14 protein-coding genes are annotated in these 18,902 nt (G+C 72.4%); 8 read left to right on the forward strand and 6 right to left on the reverse strand.

The genetic code is table 11. From position 1 onward, the window contains the following. Positions 1–93: 93 nt before the first annotated feature. Complete coding sequence (locus tag FGF04_RS26985) at positions 94–720, reverse strand: DedA family protein (RefSeq protein ID WP_235882526.1); 627 nt, start codon at positions 718–720, stop codon at positions 94–96. Next, positions 717–1,556 (reverse strand): MBL fold metallo-hydrolase, encoded by an 840-nt coding sequence (locus tag FGF04_RS26990; RefSeq protein ID WP_149513955.1) that lies wholly within the window; start codon positions 1,554–1,556, stop codon positions 717–719. The genes FGF04_RS26985 and FGF04_RS26990 overlap by 4 nt, the downstream gene beginning before the upstream one ends. An 85-nt stretch (positions 1,557–1,641) precedes the next feature. Between FGF04_RS26990 and FGF04_RS26995 the strand changes: the two genes are divergently transcribed. From FGF04_RS26995 to dnaK, 4 genes are all read left to right on the forward strand, one after another. Continuing rightward, positions 1,642–2,067: a hypothetical protein gene (locus FGF04_RS26995; RefSeq protein ID WP_149513956.1), complete on the forward strand. Its 426-nt coding sequence runs from the start codon at positions 1,642–1,644 to the stop codon at positions 2,065–2,067. A gap of 255 nt (positions 2,068–2,322) precedes the next feature. Further along, positions 2,323–4,356, forward strand: coding sequence for an alkaline phosphatase family protein (locus FGF04_RS27000; protein ID WP_149514382.1), 2,034 nt, complete (start codon positions 2,323–2,325; stop codon positions 4,354–4,356). Positions 4,357–4,622: 266 nt separating this feature from the next. Continuing rightward, the gene (locus tag FGF04_RS27005) at positions 4,623–5,048 is read left to right on the forward strand and encodes an OsmC family peroxiredoxin (RefSeq protein WP_149513957.1); all 426 of its coding nucleotides are present in this window, start codon (positions 4,623–4,625) and stop codon (positions 5,046–5,048) included. Positions 5,049–5,229: 181 nt separating this feature from the next. Beyond that, positions 5,230–7,224, forward strand: a complete 1,995-nt coding sequence (dnaK, locus tag FGF04_RS27010; RefSeq protein ID WP_149513958.1) for a molecular chaperone DnaK — start codon at positions 5,230–5,232, stop codon at positions 7,222–7,224. Positions 7,225–7,290: 66 nt separating this feature from the next. On the opposite strand, the gene FGF04_RS27015 is transcribed toward dnaK, so the two are convergent. Beyond that, positions 7,291–8,154, reverse strand: a complete 864-nt coding sequence (locus FGF04_RS27015; RefSeq protein ID WP_149513959.1) for a helix-turn-helix domain-containing protein — start codon at positions 8,152–8,154, stop codon at positions 7,291–7,293. Positions 8,155–8,535: 381 nt separating this feature from the next. Between FGF04_RS27015 and FGF04_RS27020 the strand changes: the two genes are divergently transcribed. Together FGF04_RS27020 and FGF04_RS27025 are read left to right on the forward strand one after the other, a co-directional pair. Next, positions 8,536–8,841: a 4a-hydroxytetrahydrobiopterin dehydratase gene (locus FGF04_RS27020; protein WP_149513960.1), complete on the forward strand. Its 306-nt coding sequence runs from the start codon at positions 8,536–8,538 to the stop codon at positions 8,839–8,841. Positions 8,842–8,848: 7 nt separating this feature from the next. Then, a complete protein-coding gene (locus FGF04_RS27025; protein ID WP_149513961.1) occupies positions 8,849–9,586 on the forward strand; it encodes a class I SAM-dependent methyltransferase in 738 nt (245 codons plus the stop codon). 19 nt (positions 9,587–9,605) lie between these two features. Here the strand turns inward: FGF04_RS27025 and FGF04_RS27030 are convergent, their stop codons facing one another. Then, positions 9,606–10,121 carry a hypothetical protein gene (locus FGF04_RS27030; RefSeq protein ID WP_149513962.1) on the reverse strand — a complete coding sequence of 172 codons (516 nt, stop codon included), beginning with the start codon at positions 10,119–10,121 and terminating at the stop codon, positions 9,606–9,608. A gap of 62 nt (positions 10,122–10,183) precedes the next feature. Here FGF04_RS27030 and FGF04_RS27035 point away from each other — a divergent pair, with 62 nt between their 5' ends. Both FGF04_RS27035 and FGF04_RS27040 read left to right on the forward strand, forming a co-directional pair. Next, entirely contained in the window at positions 10,184–11,137 is a 954-nt protein-coding gene (locus tag FGF04_RS27035) for a helix-turn-helix transcriptional regulator (protein ID WP_149513963.1), read from the forward strand. Positions 11,138–11,225: 88 nt separating this feature from the next. Further along, positions 11,226–13,121: a rhamnogalacturonan lyase gene (locus tag FGF04_RS27040; RefSeq protein WP_149513964.1), complete on the forward strand. Its 1,896-nt coding sequence runs from the start codon at positions 11,226–11,228 to the stop codon at positions 13,119–13,121. A gap of 69 nt (positions 13,122–13,190) precedes the next feature. Here the strand turns inward: FGF04_RS27040 and FGF04_RS27045 are convergent, their stop codons facing one another. Both FGF04_RS27045 and FGF04_RS27050 read right to left on the reverse strand, forming a co-directional pair. After that, positions 13,191–15,842: a cellulose binding domain-containing protein gene (locus FGF04_RS27045; RefSeq protein WP_149513965.1), complete on the reverse strand. Its 2,652-nt coding sequence runs from the start codon at positions 15,840–15,842 to the stop codon at positions 13,191–13,193. A 140-nt stretch (positions 15,843–15,982) separates the two neighbouring features. Next, the gene (locus FGF04_RS27050) at positions 15,983–18,895 is read right to left on the reverse strand and encodes a glycoside hydrolase family 48 protein (RefSeq protein WP_149513966.1); all 2,913 of its coding nucleotides are present in this window, start codon (positions 18,893–18,895) and stop codon (positions 15,983–15,985) included. Positions 18,896–18,902 lie beyond the last annotated feature (7 nt).

The raw sequence follows: 18,902 nt of genomic DNA on the forward strand, positions 1-18,902 counted from the left end.
CCCGCGCCCCCAAAGACAAAAGACTGCGCCGTTCCCCGCGCCCCTGAAGGGTGCGCAGTTCCCCGCGCGCCCAGCCAGGGGTGCGGGGCGTGGTCAGTGGGCTGTGCTTCTGATCTTTCGCCACAGGCCCGGGGTCACGCTGATCAGGATCGTCAGGAGGATCGCCGCGGCCACGCCCTCCCAGGGCTCCTTGAAGAGGGAGCCGCCCAGCACGCCGATGAGCTGGTAGGTCGCGGCCCAGGCCAGGCAGGCCGGGCCGTTGCCGTGGGCGAAGCGGCGTACCGGCCACTTCGCCATCAGGCAGGCGAGCATCACCGGGATGCGCCCCGCGGGGACCAGCCGGGACAGGACGAGCACCGCGACCCCGTGGTCGGCGAGCTTGCCCTGGGCCTGTTCGAGCCGGTCCTCGGGCGCGCGGTCGCGGATCGCGGCCAGCCAGCGCGAGCCGTTCTTCGACCGCATGCCGCGCCTGCCGAGCCAGTACAGCGCGATGTCCCCGAGGAACGCCGCCAGCGCCGCCACCAGGAAGACCATCGCCATCGAGAAGGGCGCCGTCTGGTGGAAGGCCACCACCGCCGCCGAACTCACCAGCGCACCGGTCGGGACCACCGGCACCAGCGCGCCGATCAGCACCAGCAGGAACAGCGACGGATAGCCGAGCGCCTGCTGCGTGGCGACCGTCGGCACGCTCGTCACCGCGGCGGCGAACACATGTGTCACCGGGCTTCGCCCTCCCCCTCGTCGTCACCCCGGCCGCCCGGCGCGTCCCCAGGTGAAGAGCGGTACCCCGCGACCTGCGGTCGCACACTTTCCCCCTGGTCGAGCAGGTGCACCCGCACCTCCGGCGCCCGCTCGGCGGACAGGCGCGCGAACTCGGTGCCGGGGGTGTGGAATTCGTGGGGGCGCACGGCGTCCATCCCGATGGGCCAGAACGTGCCGTAGTGCACCGGCACCGCGCTTCCCGGCCGCAGCCGGGCCAGCGCCTCGGCGGCCCGCCCCGCGTCCAGGTGCCCCTCGCCCAGGTGCGGCCCCCAGCCGCCGACCGGGAGCAGCGCCACGTCGACGGGCCCGACCTCGTCGGCCATCTCGTCGAACAGCCCCGTGTCCCCGGCGAAGTACGTCCGCGACTCGCCCTCGACCACATAGCCGAGGGCGGGCGCGCGGTGCGGTCCGACGGGCAGCCGCCGCCCGTCGTGCCGGGCCTGTACGACCCGTACGACCAGGCCGCCGAGGTCGATCCTGTCGCCGGGCGCGACCTCGGTGAGCCGCAGCCGGTCGAGCCTGCGCAGCCCCGGCACCGCGCGCAGGGCGCCGCGCGGGACCAGCAGCCGGGTGCCCGGGGCGAGCCGGGCCAGGGACGGGAGGTGCAGGTGATCGGCGTGCAGGTGTGAGACGAGCGTCACATCGGCGACCGCGGCCTCGGGGGGCGGCGGCGCACCCCGGCGCCTGCGCAGGTGCGCGAGCCGGCGCGCGAAGAGGGGGTCGGTGAGCAGGCGTACGCCCGAGTCCTCGACCGTACAGGTGGCGTGACCCCACCAAGTGATCTCCACCGGCACTCCTTTGCCTCCTTCGCGCGACTCCCCCCGAGCCTACGGGCAGGGGTAGGGTCGGCGACGAAACCCGGAGGTGAGGGGGGACGTCATGGGAGACACACGCCGTGCGTCCGGCATGCTTCGCGCGACGACGATCGCCAGCCTGACGCCGTTGGAGGAGCTCGACGACGACCCCTTCCTGGTGGACTCGCGCAGCCAGCACGCCATGTGCGCGCGCTGGGCGGCCGAGCAGGGGTACGTGGTCACGCGGGAACTGCTCCTGCGCGGCCTGCGGCCCGACCACTGCGCGCTCTGGGAGGACGCCGAGGCCGGTCTGGTGGACCTGTTCGTCGCGCCCAGCCGGCGGGTCCTGGAGCGGGCGATCGCCTCGGTCGACGAGTTCACCGCCGAGTGCGCCCGGCGCGGGGTCCGCGTCGAGACAGTCGGTCACGCGGAGCCCGCGTACGACGCGCAGATGAAGGCCCACGTGCATCGGCGGCTGTCGATGCCGACGGCCGGCTACGACGGTCGCTGAGCGCGACTCACGCACCCGCCGTCGCCCGTTCTCCGTCCGGTGGGGGCTTGTCGCGCCCACGCGGCGGAGCCGCACATGGATACAGCCCCGCGCCCCCTGCGGGGCGCCCCCACAGGTCGGCGGAGCCCGCTGTCGGCGTGTGGCAGGGTGGGCCCGGGTTCGTCGGCAAGAGGGCGGGCGCGGATGTGAGGCGGGTGTGACGTGGGCAAAGAACGCTGGCGGAGGGTGGGCAGCGCGGTCTGGCGGAGTGTCGCCGTGTGGGCGGTCTCCACGGTCACCATGCTGGCGCTGGCCGGGATCCTGCCCGACTTCCGGCTCCAGTCCGCCGACGGGGACAGCGCCACCACCATCGCCGCCACCGCCGCACTCGGCGCCGGGGCCTTCGGCGTGCTCTCCTCCGTCGTGTGGCCCCTCCTCGTGCGGGCCCTGCTCCTCGTCCCCGCCCTCGTCCTCGGCGTACTGGTCTTCTTCCTGAACGGCTCGCTCCTGCTCGTGGCCCTGCGCCTGGACCCCTCGGGACAGAGCGAGGCGGCCCCGGAGACCGCCGTGGTCGTCGCCGCCGTGATGTCGGCGGTCGCCTCGGCCACCGGAGGCGCCCTGGCCGTACGGGACGACGACGCCTACCGGCGCAGGCTGTACCGGCTGTCCGACCGCCGCCGCGACGCGGTGCCGCCCTCCGGCGCCCCGTCGACCCCCGGCACGGTCTTCCTCCAGTTCGACGGCGTCGGCCACGACGTGCTGGTGGACGCGGTGGCCCGCGGGCTCATGCCCACCGTGGCCACCTGGCTCGGGAAGGGCCCGGAGCCCGGCGCCACCCACCGGCTCGTCCCCTGGCGCACCGACTGGTCCAGCCAGACCGGCGCCAGCCAGCTGGGCATCCTGCACGGCTCCAACCACGACGTCCCCGCCTTCCGCTGGTACGAGAAGGACACCCAGGAGATCGTGGTCTGCAACCGGCCCACCAGCGCAGCCGAACTCCAGCGCCGGGCCGTCGAGCGCACCGGCGACGGCGGCCTGCTCACCCTGGACGGCGCGAGCCGCGGCAACCTCTTCAGCGGCGGCGCCGACCAACTCGCCCTGGTGCTCTCGGTGGCCGCCCGGCGCGGCCGGGAGAACCGCTCCCGGGCCGGCTACTTCGCGTACTTCTCCGACCCGGCCAACGCGGTGCGCACCGCCCTGTCCTTCGTCGCGGACGTCGGCCGGGAGATCGGCGAGTCCACCCGGGCGCGCCTGAAGAAGCGGCGCCCGCGCGTCGGCCGCGGCGGCCTCTACCCGTTCATCCGCGCCTTCGCGACCGTCGTCGAGCGGGACGTCGTCGTCGCGGCGGTCATCGGGGACATGCTGGCCGGACGCTCCGCGGTCTACGCGGACCTCGTCGCCTACGACGAGGTGGCCCACCACTCCGGCCCGCGCAGCCGGGACGCGGACAAGGTCCTGCAGCGCCTGGACCGCTCGCTCGCCCTGATCGAGAAGGTCGCCGAACACGCCCCGCGCGCCTACCGCGTCGTGCTGCTCTCCGACCACGGGCAGAGCCCCGGCGAGACGTTCCGCGCCCGCTACGGACTGGGCCTGGGCGAGCTGGTCCGGGCCGGCTGCGGGCTGCCCGTACCGCGCAAGGTCCGCCGCACGCACAGCGGCGCCGAGGCCAGGGTCGCCGTACGGGCCGCCCTGCGCCGGCCCGTCGAGGAGCGCGGCGAACCGCGGCGGCCGGCAGGGCCCGAGTCGGAACCCCTGGTGCTGGCCTCCGGCAACCTGGGCCTGGTCTCCTTCCGCGACGTCGCGCACCGGATGAGCCGGGAGGAGATCGACGCCCGGCACCCCGCGCTGCTGACCACCCTCGCCAACCATCCCGGCATCGGGTTCGTGCTCGTGCGCAGCGAGGAGCACGGCGGGCTCGTGCTGGGCGCGCACGGCGCGGCGATCCCGCTGGACGAACTGGACGAGAACCCGGGCCCGCTGGCGGACTTCGGCCCGGGCGCCGCCGACGCCGTACGGCGCACGCACGCGTTCCCGCACGTCGCGGACATCATGGTGAACTCCTGGTACGACCCCGAGGACGGCGAGGTCCTGGCGTTCGAGGAGCAGATCGGCTCGCACGGCGGACTCGGCGGGGCGCAGGGCAGGCCCTTCCTGATGTCGCCGCTCTCGTTCTCGGCGCCGGTCGGGGAGGGGGAGGAACTGGTGGGCGCGGAACGGGTGCACGGGGTGCTGCGCGGGTGGCTACGGGAGTGCGACGGGCCGCAGGTCCCCTTGGCGGCCGCCCCCACCGACGACGAACGGGTGGCTTGAGCCGGGACGTTCGTCCGCGGCCCGGTGGGGGCTTGTCGCGCAGTTCCCCGCGCCCCTCAAAGGCAGGGGCTATCGCCCCCGATGAAAGACAGGGGCGCAGCCCCGTCTTTCAGGGGCGCGGGGAACTGCGCGAACGGCCCCCACCGGCCCGCGGACGAAGAGCACGGGGGCCGGTCCTTCGCGTGCGGTGAGCCCGGGCGCGACCCGAGTGTGATCGGATGGTGCCACGGACCCCGGAACCGGGACCTCGTCGAAAGGGAATCATCGTGGCAACCACGCGCTCCGCACACACCGTCTGGGAAGGCAACCTGCTTGAGGGCAACGGCGTCGTCACCTTCGACTCGTCGGGCATCGGCGAGCAGCCGGTGTCGTGGCCGTCGCGCGCCGAGCAGGCGAACGGCAAGACCAGCCCCGAGGAGCTGATCGCCGCCGCCCACTCCAGCTGCTTCTCCATGGCGCTCTCGCACGGCCTCGCCGGTGCCGGCACCCCGCCCACCAAGCTCACCACCTCCGCGGACGTCACGTTCCAGCCGGGTGAGGGCATCACGGGCATCCACCTGACGGTGGAGGGCACGGTGCCGGGCCTCGACGAGGAGGCGTTCGCCGCCGCCGCCGAGGACGCCAAGAAGAACTGCCCGGTCAGCCAGGCGCTGTCGGGCACGACGATCACGCTGACGGCGAAGCTCGCCTGACATCTCGTCACCCTTCCGGTGCCGCGCCCTGCCACAGGGCGAGGCACCGTCGTGTCCGGGGCGGAACAGGGCAGTCCGGTGCACACACCCCATTGACAGCAACGCACTCAAGTTTTGTGATGGAACACGGTGATGGAGTACGGCGGGGAACGCAGGAAGGCCCGGGKGGAAGGGGACGGACATGGCACGTGCGGTCGGGATCGACCTCGGTACCACGAACTCGGTGGTGGCCGTACTGGAAGGGGGTGAACCCACGGTCGTGGCGAACGCCGAAGGGGCGCGCACCACCCCCTCGGTGGTGGCCTTCGCCAAGAACGGCGAGGTGCTCGTCGGCGAGGTCGCCAAACGGCAGGCCGTGACGAACATCGAGCGCACCGCGCGCTCCGTGAAGCGCCACATGGGGGACCCCGACTGGCGGTTCCCCGGCAGCGACGGCGGCACCATCGACGGCACCCGCTTCCGCGCGCAGGAACTCTCCGCGCGCGTCCTGCAGAAGCTGAAGCGCGACGCCGAGTCCTACCTCGGCGAGGACGTCACGGACGCCGTGATCACCGTGCCCGCCTACTTCGACGACACCCAGCGCCAGGCCACCAAGGAGGCCGGTGGGATCGCGGGCCTCAACGTCCTGCGCATCATCAACGAGCCGACCGCCGCGGCCCTCGCCTACGGACTGGACCGCGGCGAGGAGCAGACCGTCCTCGTCTTCGACCTGGGCGGCGGCACCTTCGACGTCTCCCTGCTGGAGATAGGCGACGGCGTCATCGAGGTCAAGGCCACCAACGGCGACACCCGGCTGGGCGGCGACGACTGGGACCAGCGCGTCGTCGACCACCTCGTCACACGCTTCAAGGGCCAGTACGGCATCGACCTCGGCCAGGACAAGATGGCGCTCCAGCGGCTGCGGGAGGGCGCGGAGAAGGCCAAGATCGAGCTGTCCTCGTCCACCGAGACGACCGTCAACCTGCCGTACATCACCGCCACCGGCGACGGCCCGCTGCACCTGGACGAGAAGCTGACCCGCGCCCAGTTCCAGGAGCTGACGGCGGATCTGCTGGAGCGCTGCAAGGCGCCCTTCCACCAGGCCGTCAAGGACGCCGGGGTGAAGCTCTCGGCGGTCGACCACGTCATCCTGGTCGGCGGCTCCACCCGGATGCCGGCCGTGACCGAGGTGGTCAGGGAACTCACCGGCAAGGACCCGCACAAGGGCGTCAACCCGGACGAGGTGGTGGCCCTGGGCGCGGCGCTCCAGGCCGGTGTCATCCGCGGCGACGTGAAGGACGTCCTGCTCCTCGACGTCACCCCGCTGTCCCTGGGCATCGAGACCAAGGGCGGCATCATGACCAGGCTCATCGAGCGCAACACGACCATTCCCACCCGGCGTTCGGAGATCTTCACCACCGCCACCGACAACCAGCCCTCGGTCGGCATCCAGGTCTTCCAGGGCGAGCGGGACATCGCCGCGTACAACAAGAAGCTGGGCGTCTTCGACCTCACCGGGCTGCCGCCCGCGCCGCGCGGGGTGCCGCAGATCGAGGTCGCCTTCGACATCGACGCCGACGGGATCATGCACGTCTCGGCGAAGGACCTCGCCACGGGCCGCGAGCAGAAGATGACCGTCACGGGCGGTTCCGCGCTCGCCAAGGACGACATCGACCGCATGATGCGCGAGGCCGAGCAGTACGCCGAGGAGGACCGCAGGCGGCGCGAGGGCGCCGAGACCCGCAACCAGGCGGAGCAACTCGTCTACCAGACCGAGAAGTTCCTCCACGAGAACGAGGAGCGGATCCCGGACGCCACCAGGGCGGAGGTCGGGTCCGCGATCGACGGGCTGAAGGCCCTCCTGGAGGACCGCGACGGCACCGACACGAACACCCTGCGCGCGGGTGTCGAGAAGCTCGCCGCCGTCAGCCAGCAGATGGGCCAGGCCATGTACGCCCAGGCCCAGCAGTCCGCCCAGCAGTCCGCCCAGCAGTCCTCCGAGCAATCCGCCCAGGAACCGCCCCCGCACGCCTCGCGGCCGGAAGGACAGGACGGGCCGGGCGGCGGGCAGGCGCGGGCGGCGGACGAGGAGGGCGTGGTGGACGCCGAGATCGTCGACGAGGAGAAGCCGGGGCCCGCGGGCCGGGACGCGCAGGACACCGGGGACGGCCGGGGAGCGGGAAGCGGTTCCGTCTGAGAGGCGCCGGGGGAGCGGTTCCGTCCGAGCGATGCCGGGGGAGTGGCTCCGCCTGAGCGGCGCCGCTCAGAAGTCCGCCCGGCGCTCCAGGATCAGGTCCCTGGTGCGCCGGGCGGAGGCCGCGCCGGTCGTCATGTGGTCCAGCACCTCCAGGTGCGCGGCCACTTCCTTGCGGGAGTCCAGGTAGAGGGCCCCCGTCAGGTACTCGCTGTACACCATGTCCGGCAGCTCGGGCTCCGGGAACCGGAACAGCACGAAGGGCGCGTACGTCCCCGGATGCGGACCGGACGCGAACTCGGCGATCTGCAGCGTGATGCGGTCGTTGTCGAAGGTGTCCAGGAGGCGGTCCAGCTGGTCCGCCATCACCTCGGAGCGCATGCTGACCGGCCGCCGGAGGACCGTCTCCTCCATGATCACCCACAGGTGCGGCGGGCGGTCCCCGGTGAGCAGCTTCTGCCGGGCCATCCGCAGGGAGACGTGCCGGTCGATCTCCTCGGACCCCATCCGGCCGACCGTGCCCGCCTCCAGCACGGCGCGGGCGTACTCCTCGGTCTGCAGCAGCCCGGGCACGAAGTGCGGCTCGTACGACCGGATGATCGAGGCCGCGCCCTCCAGGCTGACGTAGAGGCTGAACCAGTCCGGCAGGACGTCGTGGTAGCGCTGCCACCAGCCGGGCCGGTTCGCCTCCTCGACGAGCCGGACGAAGGCCGCCGTCTCGTCCTCGGGCACGCCGTACGTCGACAGCAGCAGCTGCACGTACGGGATCTTGAGCGCGACCTCGGCCGTCTCCATCCGCCGGACGGTCGCGCCGGCGACCCGCAGGATGCGTGCGGCCTCGTCGCGCCGCAGGCCGCAGGCCTCCCGCAGCTCCTGCAGCCGTCTGCCTAACACAACCTGCCCCACCGTGGGCGCAGGACGCCGTTCACTCACCCCACGCCTCCCCGAGCGCCTAGCAACGGCCAGAAGTGTGCCACGTCCGGGGGAACCGCGGAGGGTGTGCCCCGCCAGAAGTCCGCGGCACTGTCCGCGCAACCCCCACCGAACCTGCACAAGAGCACCATCGGAGGCGCCCTGTTCAGGCACCGGCGCGCCGCCGCGGGTCGCTGTCGGGCCACCGCCGACCGCAGGTACCCGGCCGTCGCCGGGTCGGCCGGCCGGGAGCGACCCTCCCCCCCCGGGAGCGACCCTCCTGACCAGGGACGGGGGAGCCGGTCTGTGGGACGCTGAGGGCGCCGGGAACGCGAAACCCCCGGACGCCGCCGAACGTCAGGGCCGGACCTCGGGACCGGACCTCAGGGAAGGAGCGCGACCATGCCCCTCGAACCGCTGTCGCAGAAGGACATCGAGGACCGGCTCGCGGAGCTGCCCGGCTGGTCGCTCGACGGCGACAGGATCAGCCGCACCTACCGGCTCGGCTCGCACTTCGCGGCGGTCGCGCTGGTCGTGCACATCGCCCAGGTGCAGGAGGAGCTGGACCACCACTCCGACCTCACGCTCGGCTACGACTCCGTCGTCCTGGCCGTGCACACGCACAGCGTGGGCGGTGCCGTCACCGAGAAGGACTTCGAGCTGGCCGTCCGGGTCGAAGGGCTCGCCGCCGGGCACGGCGCGAGCTGAGCGGCCGGTGTTCGACTACGACGAGGAGGCCGAGCGGTACGACGCGTCCCGCGGCGGCGAACCCCGGGCCGCCGCGGCCGCGGCCGCCGTGCTCGGGCTGATCCCCGAGGGCACGGCCACGCTCCTGGACGCGGCCTGCGGCACCGGCACCGTGACCCGCCGGCTCGCGGCGGCCGACCTCTGCGTGATCGGCGCCGACGCGGCGTGCGGCATGCTGCGGCGGGCCGCCGAACGGGTGCCGGGCCGGATCGTGCTCGCCGACGTGCGCCGCCTGCCCTTCCCCGCCGCCTCGTTCGACGCCGTGTCGGCGATCTGGCTGCTGCACCTCATGGACGACGCCGAACGGGCCGTCGCGGAGGCGGCCCGGGTGCTGCGCCCCGGCGGTGTCTTCGTCACCACCGTCGACAAGGCCGCCTCGCACGACGTGGGCAGCGACATCGACGCCGTGATGGCGCCGCGTCCGCGCCGCACCGCCCGCGACCGCCCGGACCTGGTGGCGTCGTACGCCGGCCGGCACGCGCTGCTCCCCGCGGGGGCGGCGAGCTTCCGCGGCCACGGCCAGGGCCGGACGCCGCTGCAGGCGGCGGCCGACGTGCGCCGCGGCTGGTACACCCTGCTGCCGCCGGGCGAATCGCTCACCGAACGGCTCGCGGCCCGCCTGGAACAGCTCCCGGACCCGCACGTCCCGCGCGCGGAACCGGAGTTCCGGCTACGGGCGTTCCGCAAGCCGGGCCCGCCCCGGTAGCCAGGATCCGGGCCGGCGGTCAGGGTCCGGGCCGTCGGCCCGAGCCCAGCCCGGCCACGCCCGTGTCTCCCGTCGTGCCCCCGGGCAGACTGTCGGCCAGGTAGGCGTCCAGGTCCGGGACGCCGGGCGCGAGCATGTGCCGTACCCAGGCGTCGCGTTCGTGCAGGATCGGCGGCAGCTCCCAGACACAGCCGATCCACGGCCGCTCCAGGACGACGAAGTGGGTGGGGTCGCGGTCCGGGCAGTCGAGCACGGGCTGCCCCGCCACGGCGGCCCGGAAGTGCAGGACGTTGTCCCACACCCAGCTGTACGCGTTGAGGTACGCGCCGTCGTCGCCGCCCCGGTGCAGGACGACGAACGTGGCGGGCGGGGTGCCGTCCGCCACCGGAAGCAGCTTCGGCAGCATCGCGTACGCCGCCCTCTCGACGTCGGGCGCGATGCCGGCCGGGTCGGCGGTGACGTGGTAGCGCTTGATCCGCCGGCCCGCCACCTCGACGGGCGGCGGCACGGTCAGCAGTTTCTCCTGGAAGGCCATGGGGGGACGCTAGGCCCGTTCCACTGACACCTCCTGTCAGTGGAACCTGTCAGGGTGGTGCGATGAGATCGGCCCGCCTCGTCTCCCTCCTGCTGCTGCTCCAGACCCGGGGCCGGATGACCGCTGCCGAGCTCGCGGCCGAGCTGGAGGTCTCGGTGCGCACGGTCTACCGGGACGCCGAGGCGCTGGGCGCGGCCGGTGTCCCGCTGTACGGGGACGCCGGGCACGCGGGCGGGTACAGGCTCCTCGACGGCTACCGCACCCGCCTGACCGGCCTCACCGCGGGCGAGGCCGAGGCCCTGTTCCTGGCGGGTGCGCCGGGTCCCGCCGCCGAACTCGGACTCGGCCCGCTGCTGGCCGCAGCGCAGCTCAAGGTGCGGGCCGCGCTCCCGAAGGAGCTGCGCGCGCACGCCGACCGGATCAGCGGCCGCTTCCACCTGGACGCGCCCGGCTGGTACGCCGACACCGGCGGCGCGGCCCTCCCGCACCTGCCGGCCGTGGCCGACGCCGTCTGGAACGGCAGGGTCCTGCACGTCCTGTACCGCCGCTGGCGCGAGCCGACCGACGTGCGGCGCCGCCTCAAACCGTACGGACTGGTCCTGAAGGCGGGCCGCTGGTACGTGGTCGCGGGCCCGGGACCGCGTACGTACCGGGTCGACCGGATCCTGCAACTGGAGGCGTCGGACGAGGAGTTCGAGCGGCCGGCGGGGTTCGACCTCGGCGCGTACTGGGCCGGGTACCAGCGGGACTTCCACGAGCGCCTGCACCGGGCCGAGGCGGTGGTCCGGCTGGCGCCCGGCGCCCGCCTCACCGGGGCGGCGGGGGAGGCGGTGCGCGCCCGCGGGGTCACGGAGGCCGACGGCTGGACCCGGGCGACCGTGCCGATCGAGTCCGTCGAGCACGCCCACGGCGAGTTCCTGCGGCTCGGTACGGACGTCGAGGTGCTGGAGCCGGCGGAGCTGCGCGCGCGGATCGCGGCCACGGTGGCGGCGCTGGCCCGCACGTACGGAACGTAGAGAGCGCTTGCCGAAAGGCGGCAACTCCCGTGCCCGCGGCGGCGACCGAGGGGACAGAACCCGTCTGCCCCCCAGGGAGGTACCCACCGTGCAGCACCCGCACCGCAGACACGGCACCACCCGTCCCCGCTTCCTCCTCTTCCCCCGTCCCCTCCTCTCCACCGTGCTGGCCGGCGCCCTCGCCGCCGCCGGGCTCACCACGCTCACCGCTCCACCGGCGCAGGCCGCGACCGCGCGCCAGGCCGAGAAGCTCGACCGGGGCGTCGTCAGCGTCCACACCGACGCGGGCAACCTGGTCGGTTGGCGCTGGCTCGGCACCGACCCGGACGACGTGTCGTTCAACGTCTACCGGGCCGGTACGAAGGTCAACGCGTCCCCGGTCACGGGCTCGACGAACTACTTCCACTCCGGCGGCCCCGCCCAGGCCGACTACACGGTCCGCGCGATCGTCGGCGGCGTCGAGCAGGCCGACTCCGTGCACGCGATCCAGTTCCGCACCGGATACAAGGACGTGCCGATCAGCCCGCCCGCAGGCGGCACCACCCCCGACGGCGTCGCGTACACCTACGAGGCCAACGACGCCTCGGTCGGCGACCTCGACGGCGACGGCGCGCTCGACTTCGTCCTGAAGTGGCAGCCCACCAACGCCAAGGACAACTCGCAGTCCGGCTACACCGGCAACACGATCCTCGACGGGATCAAGCTGGACGGCACCCGGCTGTGGCGTCTTGACCTCGGTCGGAACATCCGCTCGGGCGCGCACTACACGCAGTTCCAGGTGTACGACTACGACGGCGACGGCAGAGCGGAGGTTGCCGCGAAGACCGCCGACGCCACGGTCGACGGGACGGGCGCGGTCATCGGCAGCGCCTCCGCCGACCACCGCAACTCCAGCGGATACGTCCTGACCGGCCCCGAGTACCTGACCATGTTCAACGGCCAGACGGGCCGGGCGATGGGGACGGTGGACTACGTCCCGGCGCGGGGCACGGTCTCGTCCTGGGGCGACTCCTACGGCAACCGCGTGGACCGGTTCCTGGCCGGCACCGCCTACCTGGACGGCGCCCGCCCCTCCCTCGTCATGGCGCGCGGCTACTACACGCGCTCGGTGATCGCGGCCTGGGACTGGCGGAACGGGGCATTCACCCGGCGCTGGACCTTCGACACCAACTCCTCGACCAACACCGGAAAGGGCTACGACGGCCAGGGCTCGCACAGCCTCTCCGTCGGGGACGTCGACAACGACGGCAAGGACGAGATCGTGTACGGGGCGATGGCCGTCGACGACAACGGCAACGGCCTGTGGACGACGCGGACCGGGCACGGCGACGCCCAGCACCTGGGCGACCTCGACCCGGCGACGGCCGGCCTCGAATACTTCAAGGTCTCCGAATCCACCTCCCAGCCCGCCGAGTTGTACATCAACCCGGCCAACGGGGCGATCCGCTGGCAGCTCGCCGCCTGCTGCGACAACGGCAGGGGAGTGGCCGGGGACGTCTACGCGGGCAACGACGGCGCGGAGGTGTGGTCGGCCTCCGACACCTCGATCCGCGACGAGGCGGGCGCGACCAAGGGCCGCGAACCGTCCTCCGCCAACTTCCTGTCCTGGTGGGACGGGGACACCACGCGCGAACTCCTCGACGGCACCCACATCGACAAGTACGGCACGTCGTCCGACACCCGCCTGCTGACGGGCGCCTCGGTCCACTCCAACAACGGCACCAAGGCGACCCCGGCCCTTTCGGGCGACCTCTTCGGCGACTGGCGCGAGGAGGTGGTGTGGGCGACCACCGACAACACGGCCCTGCGCATCTACTCGACCCCGACCGAGACCACGACACGCATCACGACCCTGCTCCACGACACGATGTACCGCACGGGCATCGCGTGGCAGAACACGGCATACAACCAGCCCCCGCACCCGAGCTTCCACATAGGCAACAACATGCGAACGGCCCCCCGCCCGACGATCTACACGCCGTAGGAGGCAGAACACACAAGGAGGGCGCGGACCTGATCGGGTCCGCGCCCTCCCCTCCGTCCTGCCCGGGTGTCAGGGCGCCGGGCAGGACCGGTCTTCGAGTGTGAACGTCCGTGGTGCGGTGTTCGTGGTCGTCCAGGTGCCGGTGAAGCCGAAGGACACGGACGAGCCGGGCGCCACGTTCGCGTTCCAGCTCAGGTTCTTCGTCGTGACCGCCGTTCCGGATTGGGTGGACGTGGCGTTCCAGGCCCGGGTGACGGTCTGGCCGTCGGGGAACGACCAGCCCAAGGACCAGCCGGTCCACGCCGTCGTGCCCGTGTTGGACAGCCGGACGTCCGCCTGGAAGCCGCCCGGCCACTGGTTGGTGATCTCGTACGTGACCGCGCAGGCACCGGTCGGCGTCGGGTCCGTACCGCCGCCCTCGCCGTCCCCCGCGTCGCCGTAGACGACCCCGCGGCCGTTCGTCGACACGTACACGCGGCCGTAGACGCGCGGGTCGCCCGTGATCGCCGCGCCCGTCCAGCCCCACTGGTGGGCGTCGTCGTTGATGCGGGTCCAGGTCGCGCCCTTGTCGGTGGAGCGGAAGATGCCGCGCACCCCGCCGATCTTCGCGCTGGTGTAGAGCGTCTGGTACGAGGCGCCGGCCGCCGCCTTGCCGAAGCCGATCGTGTCCGCCTGCTCGACGCCCGGCAGCTTGGCGAAGGTCGCGCCGCCGTCCGTGGAGTGCCACAGCCCGTACGCCCCGTCGCTCGCCCCGCCCGCCAGCCAGACGTCGCCCTTCGTGCCGGGCAGCGCCTTGAAGCGGACGCTGTCGCCGCTCGGCAGCCCGGTCGCAGAGGAGGCGGTGAAGGTCGCGCCGCCGTCCGAACTCACGTAGAACTTTCCGGATTTGAAGCCGTAGAACGTCTTCGGGTCGGACCGGTCCGACTCCACGACCGCGCCGGCCGGGATGCCGCTGGACGCCGACCACGAGGTGCCGAACCCGGTCGTGTGGTGCACGCCCGCGCCCTCCGGGCTCCACACGAACCGGCTCCCGTCGGAGGCCGCGGCGACCGTGCCGCCGCCGCTCACGCCCGAGGGGTCGGTGCCCGCGAACCAGTTGGCGCCGTTGTCCGTCGAGAACGCCACGTGCGGCCCCGAGTCAAGGTTGCCCGCCCGCACCACGATCCCCGGGTTCGACTCCGCGAAGTCGAGGCTCGTCGTGGTGGTGAAGTTCGGCGAGGTGAACATCATCGAAGGGACCTCGGTGAGGTCCGTGTGCCGGAAGCCGCCGATGTCACCGAGCGCGCTGAGGAGTTGGGCGCCGCCGGACGGGGGAGCGGCCAGGTCGTTGACCGCCGTCTCCTCCAGGCCCCGCACCATCGGTTTGATGGTGAACCGGCCGCCGCTGTCCCACTGGCCCAGGTCCTCGGTCCCGTAGATCGTCGCCCCGGTTCCGTACATCATGCGGGAGGAGTCGAACGGGTCGATCTCCAGCGCCTCGGTCATCCACCCCAGTTTGGGCGTCTGCTCGGGTGGCGACGGATGCGCGTCCCACGTCAGCCAGGGCGAGGACGACACGTCCATGGTGTAGCGGTTCGAGCGGTCGGGGTACGAGGTGTAGTCCCAGGCCTTCGTCCAGGTGCCGCCGCTGTCGGTGGAGCGGAAGATCTGCGTGTCCGGCCACCAGGAGCTGTACGCCGTCGCCATCACCGTCCCCGGTTTCTGCCGGTCGACCGTCAGTCCGCTGAAGCCGTAGTAGGTGTCGGCCTCCGCGGCCGGGCTGATGTCCGTCCAGGCGCCGGTCGCCGTCGCGTACCGCCACAGCCGGCCCTTCCCGCCGTCGTACGGGCCGCCCTTGTCGCTGTACGCGAGGTACAGGTAGCCGTTCTCCGCGTCCAGGACGCCCTTGTGGGCCAGGTACCCGGTCGGCTGCCCGGCCAGCCGCGACCAGGTCACGCCCGCGTCGGTCGAGCGGTAGACCGCGTTGTCCTTGTCGGCCACCCCGACGTAGACGGTCTTCGTGGCGTCCGTGCCGGTGCTGCTCGACTCGTCGAAGGTGACCCAGGCGATGCCCTGGTTGTCGGAGGCGTATCCGCTCGTGTCGGTCGGATCCTGTACGTAGTTCCCGGGGTTCGGGAAGCTCGTCACCTGCGACCAGGAGGCCCCCGAGTCGGTGGACCGCCACAGGCCCTTGCCGCTCGGCGCGCCCAGGTACAGCACGCTGTTGCGGTGCGGATCGACCGCGAGCCGCTCGCCCATGCCGCGCCCGGGCATGTTGCCGCCCAGCTTGAAGGGCAGGTCGGCCTTCTGCCAGGTCGCGCCCCGGTCGGCGGACCTGAGCACGGCCCCGTCGTCCGGGTCCCAGCTGTTGGTGTACGTGCCGACGGCGGCGTACACCTTGCTCGGCGCCACCGGGTCGGAGGCGAGGCTCACCACCCCGGTGTGCCCCCAGCGCTCCCAGCCGACCGAATCCAGCAGCGGGGTCCAGCTCTTGGACGCCTCCTGCCAGCGGTAGGCGCCGCCGATGTCGGTGCGGGCGTACGCGAGGTTCTTCTCGGACCGGTTGAACACGATGCCGGGCACGAAGCCGCCACCGTCGATGCGGGCGTTCTTCCAGGTGTACGTGTCTGCGGCGACCGCGGCCGCCGGGGCGCGCCCCTCCACCGCCTGCGCGGGCGGCGTACCGGCCAGCAGCCCGGCCGCGAGCCCGAGCACGACGGTGAGGACGGAGGATCTTCGCACGGTGGGGGTCCCTTTCGTGAGGAGAAGGGCGTGGGACCGGACGGCCCCGTGGGGGTGGAGCCGTCCGGCCGGGTGCACCCGGGTCCCTCAGGGGCCCGGGTGCATACGGGCCCCTCAGGAGCGCTCGGCGGAGCGCCCGGCTATTCGAGGAGCTCCGCGTACGCGCCCATGGCGAGCGCGATGTCCGCCTGGGCCCAGAACCGGTGATAGGTGAAGGAGGGCGCGGCCCCGCCGGCCAGGTACGCCTCGATCTTCGACCACGCCGGGTCGTCCTCGTAGAAGGACCGGATCGAGTCGAACGTCGACGACGAGTTGATCGCGTCCCCGTTCGGCATCCTGCCGGACCACCCGCTCGGGACGTACACGGAGTCGTCGAACCGGTTGTAGTCGGCGCGGGTCTCCGGGACGGCCACGCCCAGCGCGTCCTGGTCGTTCGCCCACATGCCGTCCAGCAGCGCCTTGGCCGTCGTGCGCGCCTCGGTGTCACCGGACCGGTCGGCGTAGTACGTCAGGGTCTTGGCGTACGCGGCCGCCACCCCGACGTCGTTCGTGTAGTCGGCGACGGTGACGTGGAGTCCCGTGTTGCCGCCGGGACTCGACGCGTTCCAGGTGTCCGGCTTGCCCGACCACTGGAGGGTGCTGGGGATGCGGAAGGAGCCGTCGGGGTTGACCGTGGTCTCGGACAGCGCCCAGTCGACCCACTTGTCGAGGACGACCTTGGCGTCCGCGTCACCCGTCTGCTGGTAGTACTCCGCGACCCGCTCCATCGACCACGCCTGGAAGCCGAACCACTGGTTGGACGGCGGGTCGTGGTAGACCGGCTTCTCGTCGTAGAACATGCCGTAGAAGGTCGGCGTCCCCGAGGGCGGTGTCGCGTAGCGGCCCTGCCAGCTGTTGGTGGCGCCGCCCGCGATGGCCCCCTCGCTGGACTGCAGCCAGCGGTAGAACTCCAGCTGCCGGTCCAGGGACTTGGCCCAGTCGGCCTGTCCCGTCGCCGACTTGGGCTTCAGGTCGGCGTACGAGCTGAGGGCGTAGGCGGCCAGCGGGTTCTGGTAGCCGCCGTGGGTGTGGCTGGAACCGATGCGCCAGGCCCAGCCCGCCGAGGAGTCGGTGGCGCCGCCCCACGCGTAGTACCAGTTGAGCAGGTAGTGCGAGGCGTCCTTGCCGGTGCCCGCCGGGCAGGCCGTCGGCCCCACGCAGTTGCCGATCTTCTTGAAGTACTTGTCGTACATGGAGTAGCGGAGGTAGTCGCCCATCTTGGCGGCCTTGCCGACGGTCGCCGACACCTCGGAGCCCTTGCCCTGCGCCTCGGCCCAGACGTCCGCCCAGTACGCGGCCTGCACGGCGCGCGCGTCGGCGTCGGGGGCGTTGGTGAACTTCCACTGCCTGGCGTACGAGGCGTCCTTGGTGAACAGGTCCAGGTAGCCGTTGGTGCCGCCGTACTTGAAGGCGTCACAGGTCGGCTGCGGCACCGTCTCCCACACCGACTCCTGCACCCCGCGCTGGAAGGTGTTGATGTAGGAGGGGCCGGTGTCGGACGGGCCCGCCTCGCACTTGCCCGGCGCGTTGCCGTAGCCGTAGACGTTGTCCACGTCCTGCAGCCAGTGCATGCCGTACACGTCGTCCGTGCCGTACGCGCTCCTCAGCTCGGCGGCGATCGGGTCCGGGCCGACGGAGACCCCCGAGTCCAGCTGCGCCGGGTACTCGTTCGGGGTGTCCAGCTCGGGCGCGTACGTGGCCGGCTTCGAGGCGTTGTAGAACGAGTTGGTCGGCTGGTCGGCGTGCGTGGGGATCATGAACTTCTCCATGATCTCCCAGGCGCCGTTGAACTTCGACCAGTCGCCCGTCACCTTGCCGTACATGGCCTGCAGCCACAGCAGGTAGCTGTACGCCTCCGACGTCGTCTCGTGCCCGTGGTCGGGCGCCTCGACGATCAGGGTCTCCACCGAGTGGTACGGGATGCCCTCGGGCGAGAAGTAGCCGTTCGCCGGATCGGTGATCTTCCCGTAGAGCTCCAGGAAGCGGGCGTCGTACTCCTTGGACGCGGCGAGCTGGGTGACGGTGACCGCGGCCTTCGCGTGCCCGGTGGCCGTCGACTCGAAGACGGCCGATCCGGTGCCGGAGGCCGCGGCCGTGACCGTCACCTTCTGCGCCGTGTTCCAGTTCGAGGGGGTGAAGGTGAGCGACGCCCCGCCGGTGACGGACAGCCCCGTGTTGCCGCTCGCGCGGGCGGTCGCCACGGTCACGTTCGCCGAGGGCTGGGTGGAGAGCTTCACGTCGTACGTGCCCGTCTTGCCCTGCTGGACGCCGAGCTGGGTCGGCGAGACCACCACGGCGGGACCCGAGGCGACCGTGATGCCGACCGGGGTGGACTCCGCCGACGCGCCCAGGCTGTCGTACGCCTTCGCGAGCAGAGAATGACTGCCCACGGTCAAGCCAGTGGCCGAAAGCGAGTAGGGCGCGCTGGTGTCGGTGCCCAGCAGGGTCGTGTCGTCGTAGAACTCGACCTTGCCGATCGTCGCGCCGTCCGCCGCCGCGGCGGTCGCGGCGAGCGGGACCGCGGTGCCCTGCGAGTAGACGGCGCCCGCGGCGGGGCTGGTCAGCACCGTGACGGGCGGCTGGTGGGCGCCCGCGCAGGTCGTGCCGTTGATCGCGAACGAGGTGGGTGCGGCGTTGGTGCCGCTGTAGGTGAACTGGGCGCCGGTCGTCACAGCGGCGCCGGCCGCGATCGTCCCGTTCCAGGACGCGTTCCGTGCGGTCACCGTCTTCCCCGACTGCGACCAGGTGCCGCTCCAGCCGCTGCTGAGCTGCTGGTTGCCGGCGTAGGCGTAGGTCAGGGTCCAGCCGCTGATCGTCTCCGTGCCGCGGTTGGTGAGGGTGAGTTCAGCGGTGAAACCGGAACCCCAATCATTGGTTCTGTAGTCGACGCTGCACTGAACCGCCGCCGCCTGTGCGGGAGTCGTACCGGTCGTCAGCATCGCCAGCGGGAGCGCGAGGGCCGCCACCACGGCGGTCCACATCCGCCGTGCACGGCGGTGATGTCTGGGTGCCATGTTCTGG

The organism is Streptomyces apricus (genome assembly GCF_008369065.1).
Classification (GTDB): Bacteria; Actinomycetota; Actinomycetes; order Streptomycetales; family Streptomycetaceae; genus Streptomyces; species Streptomyces apricus.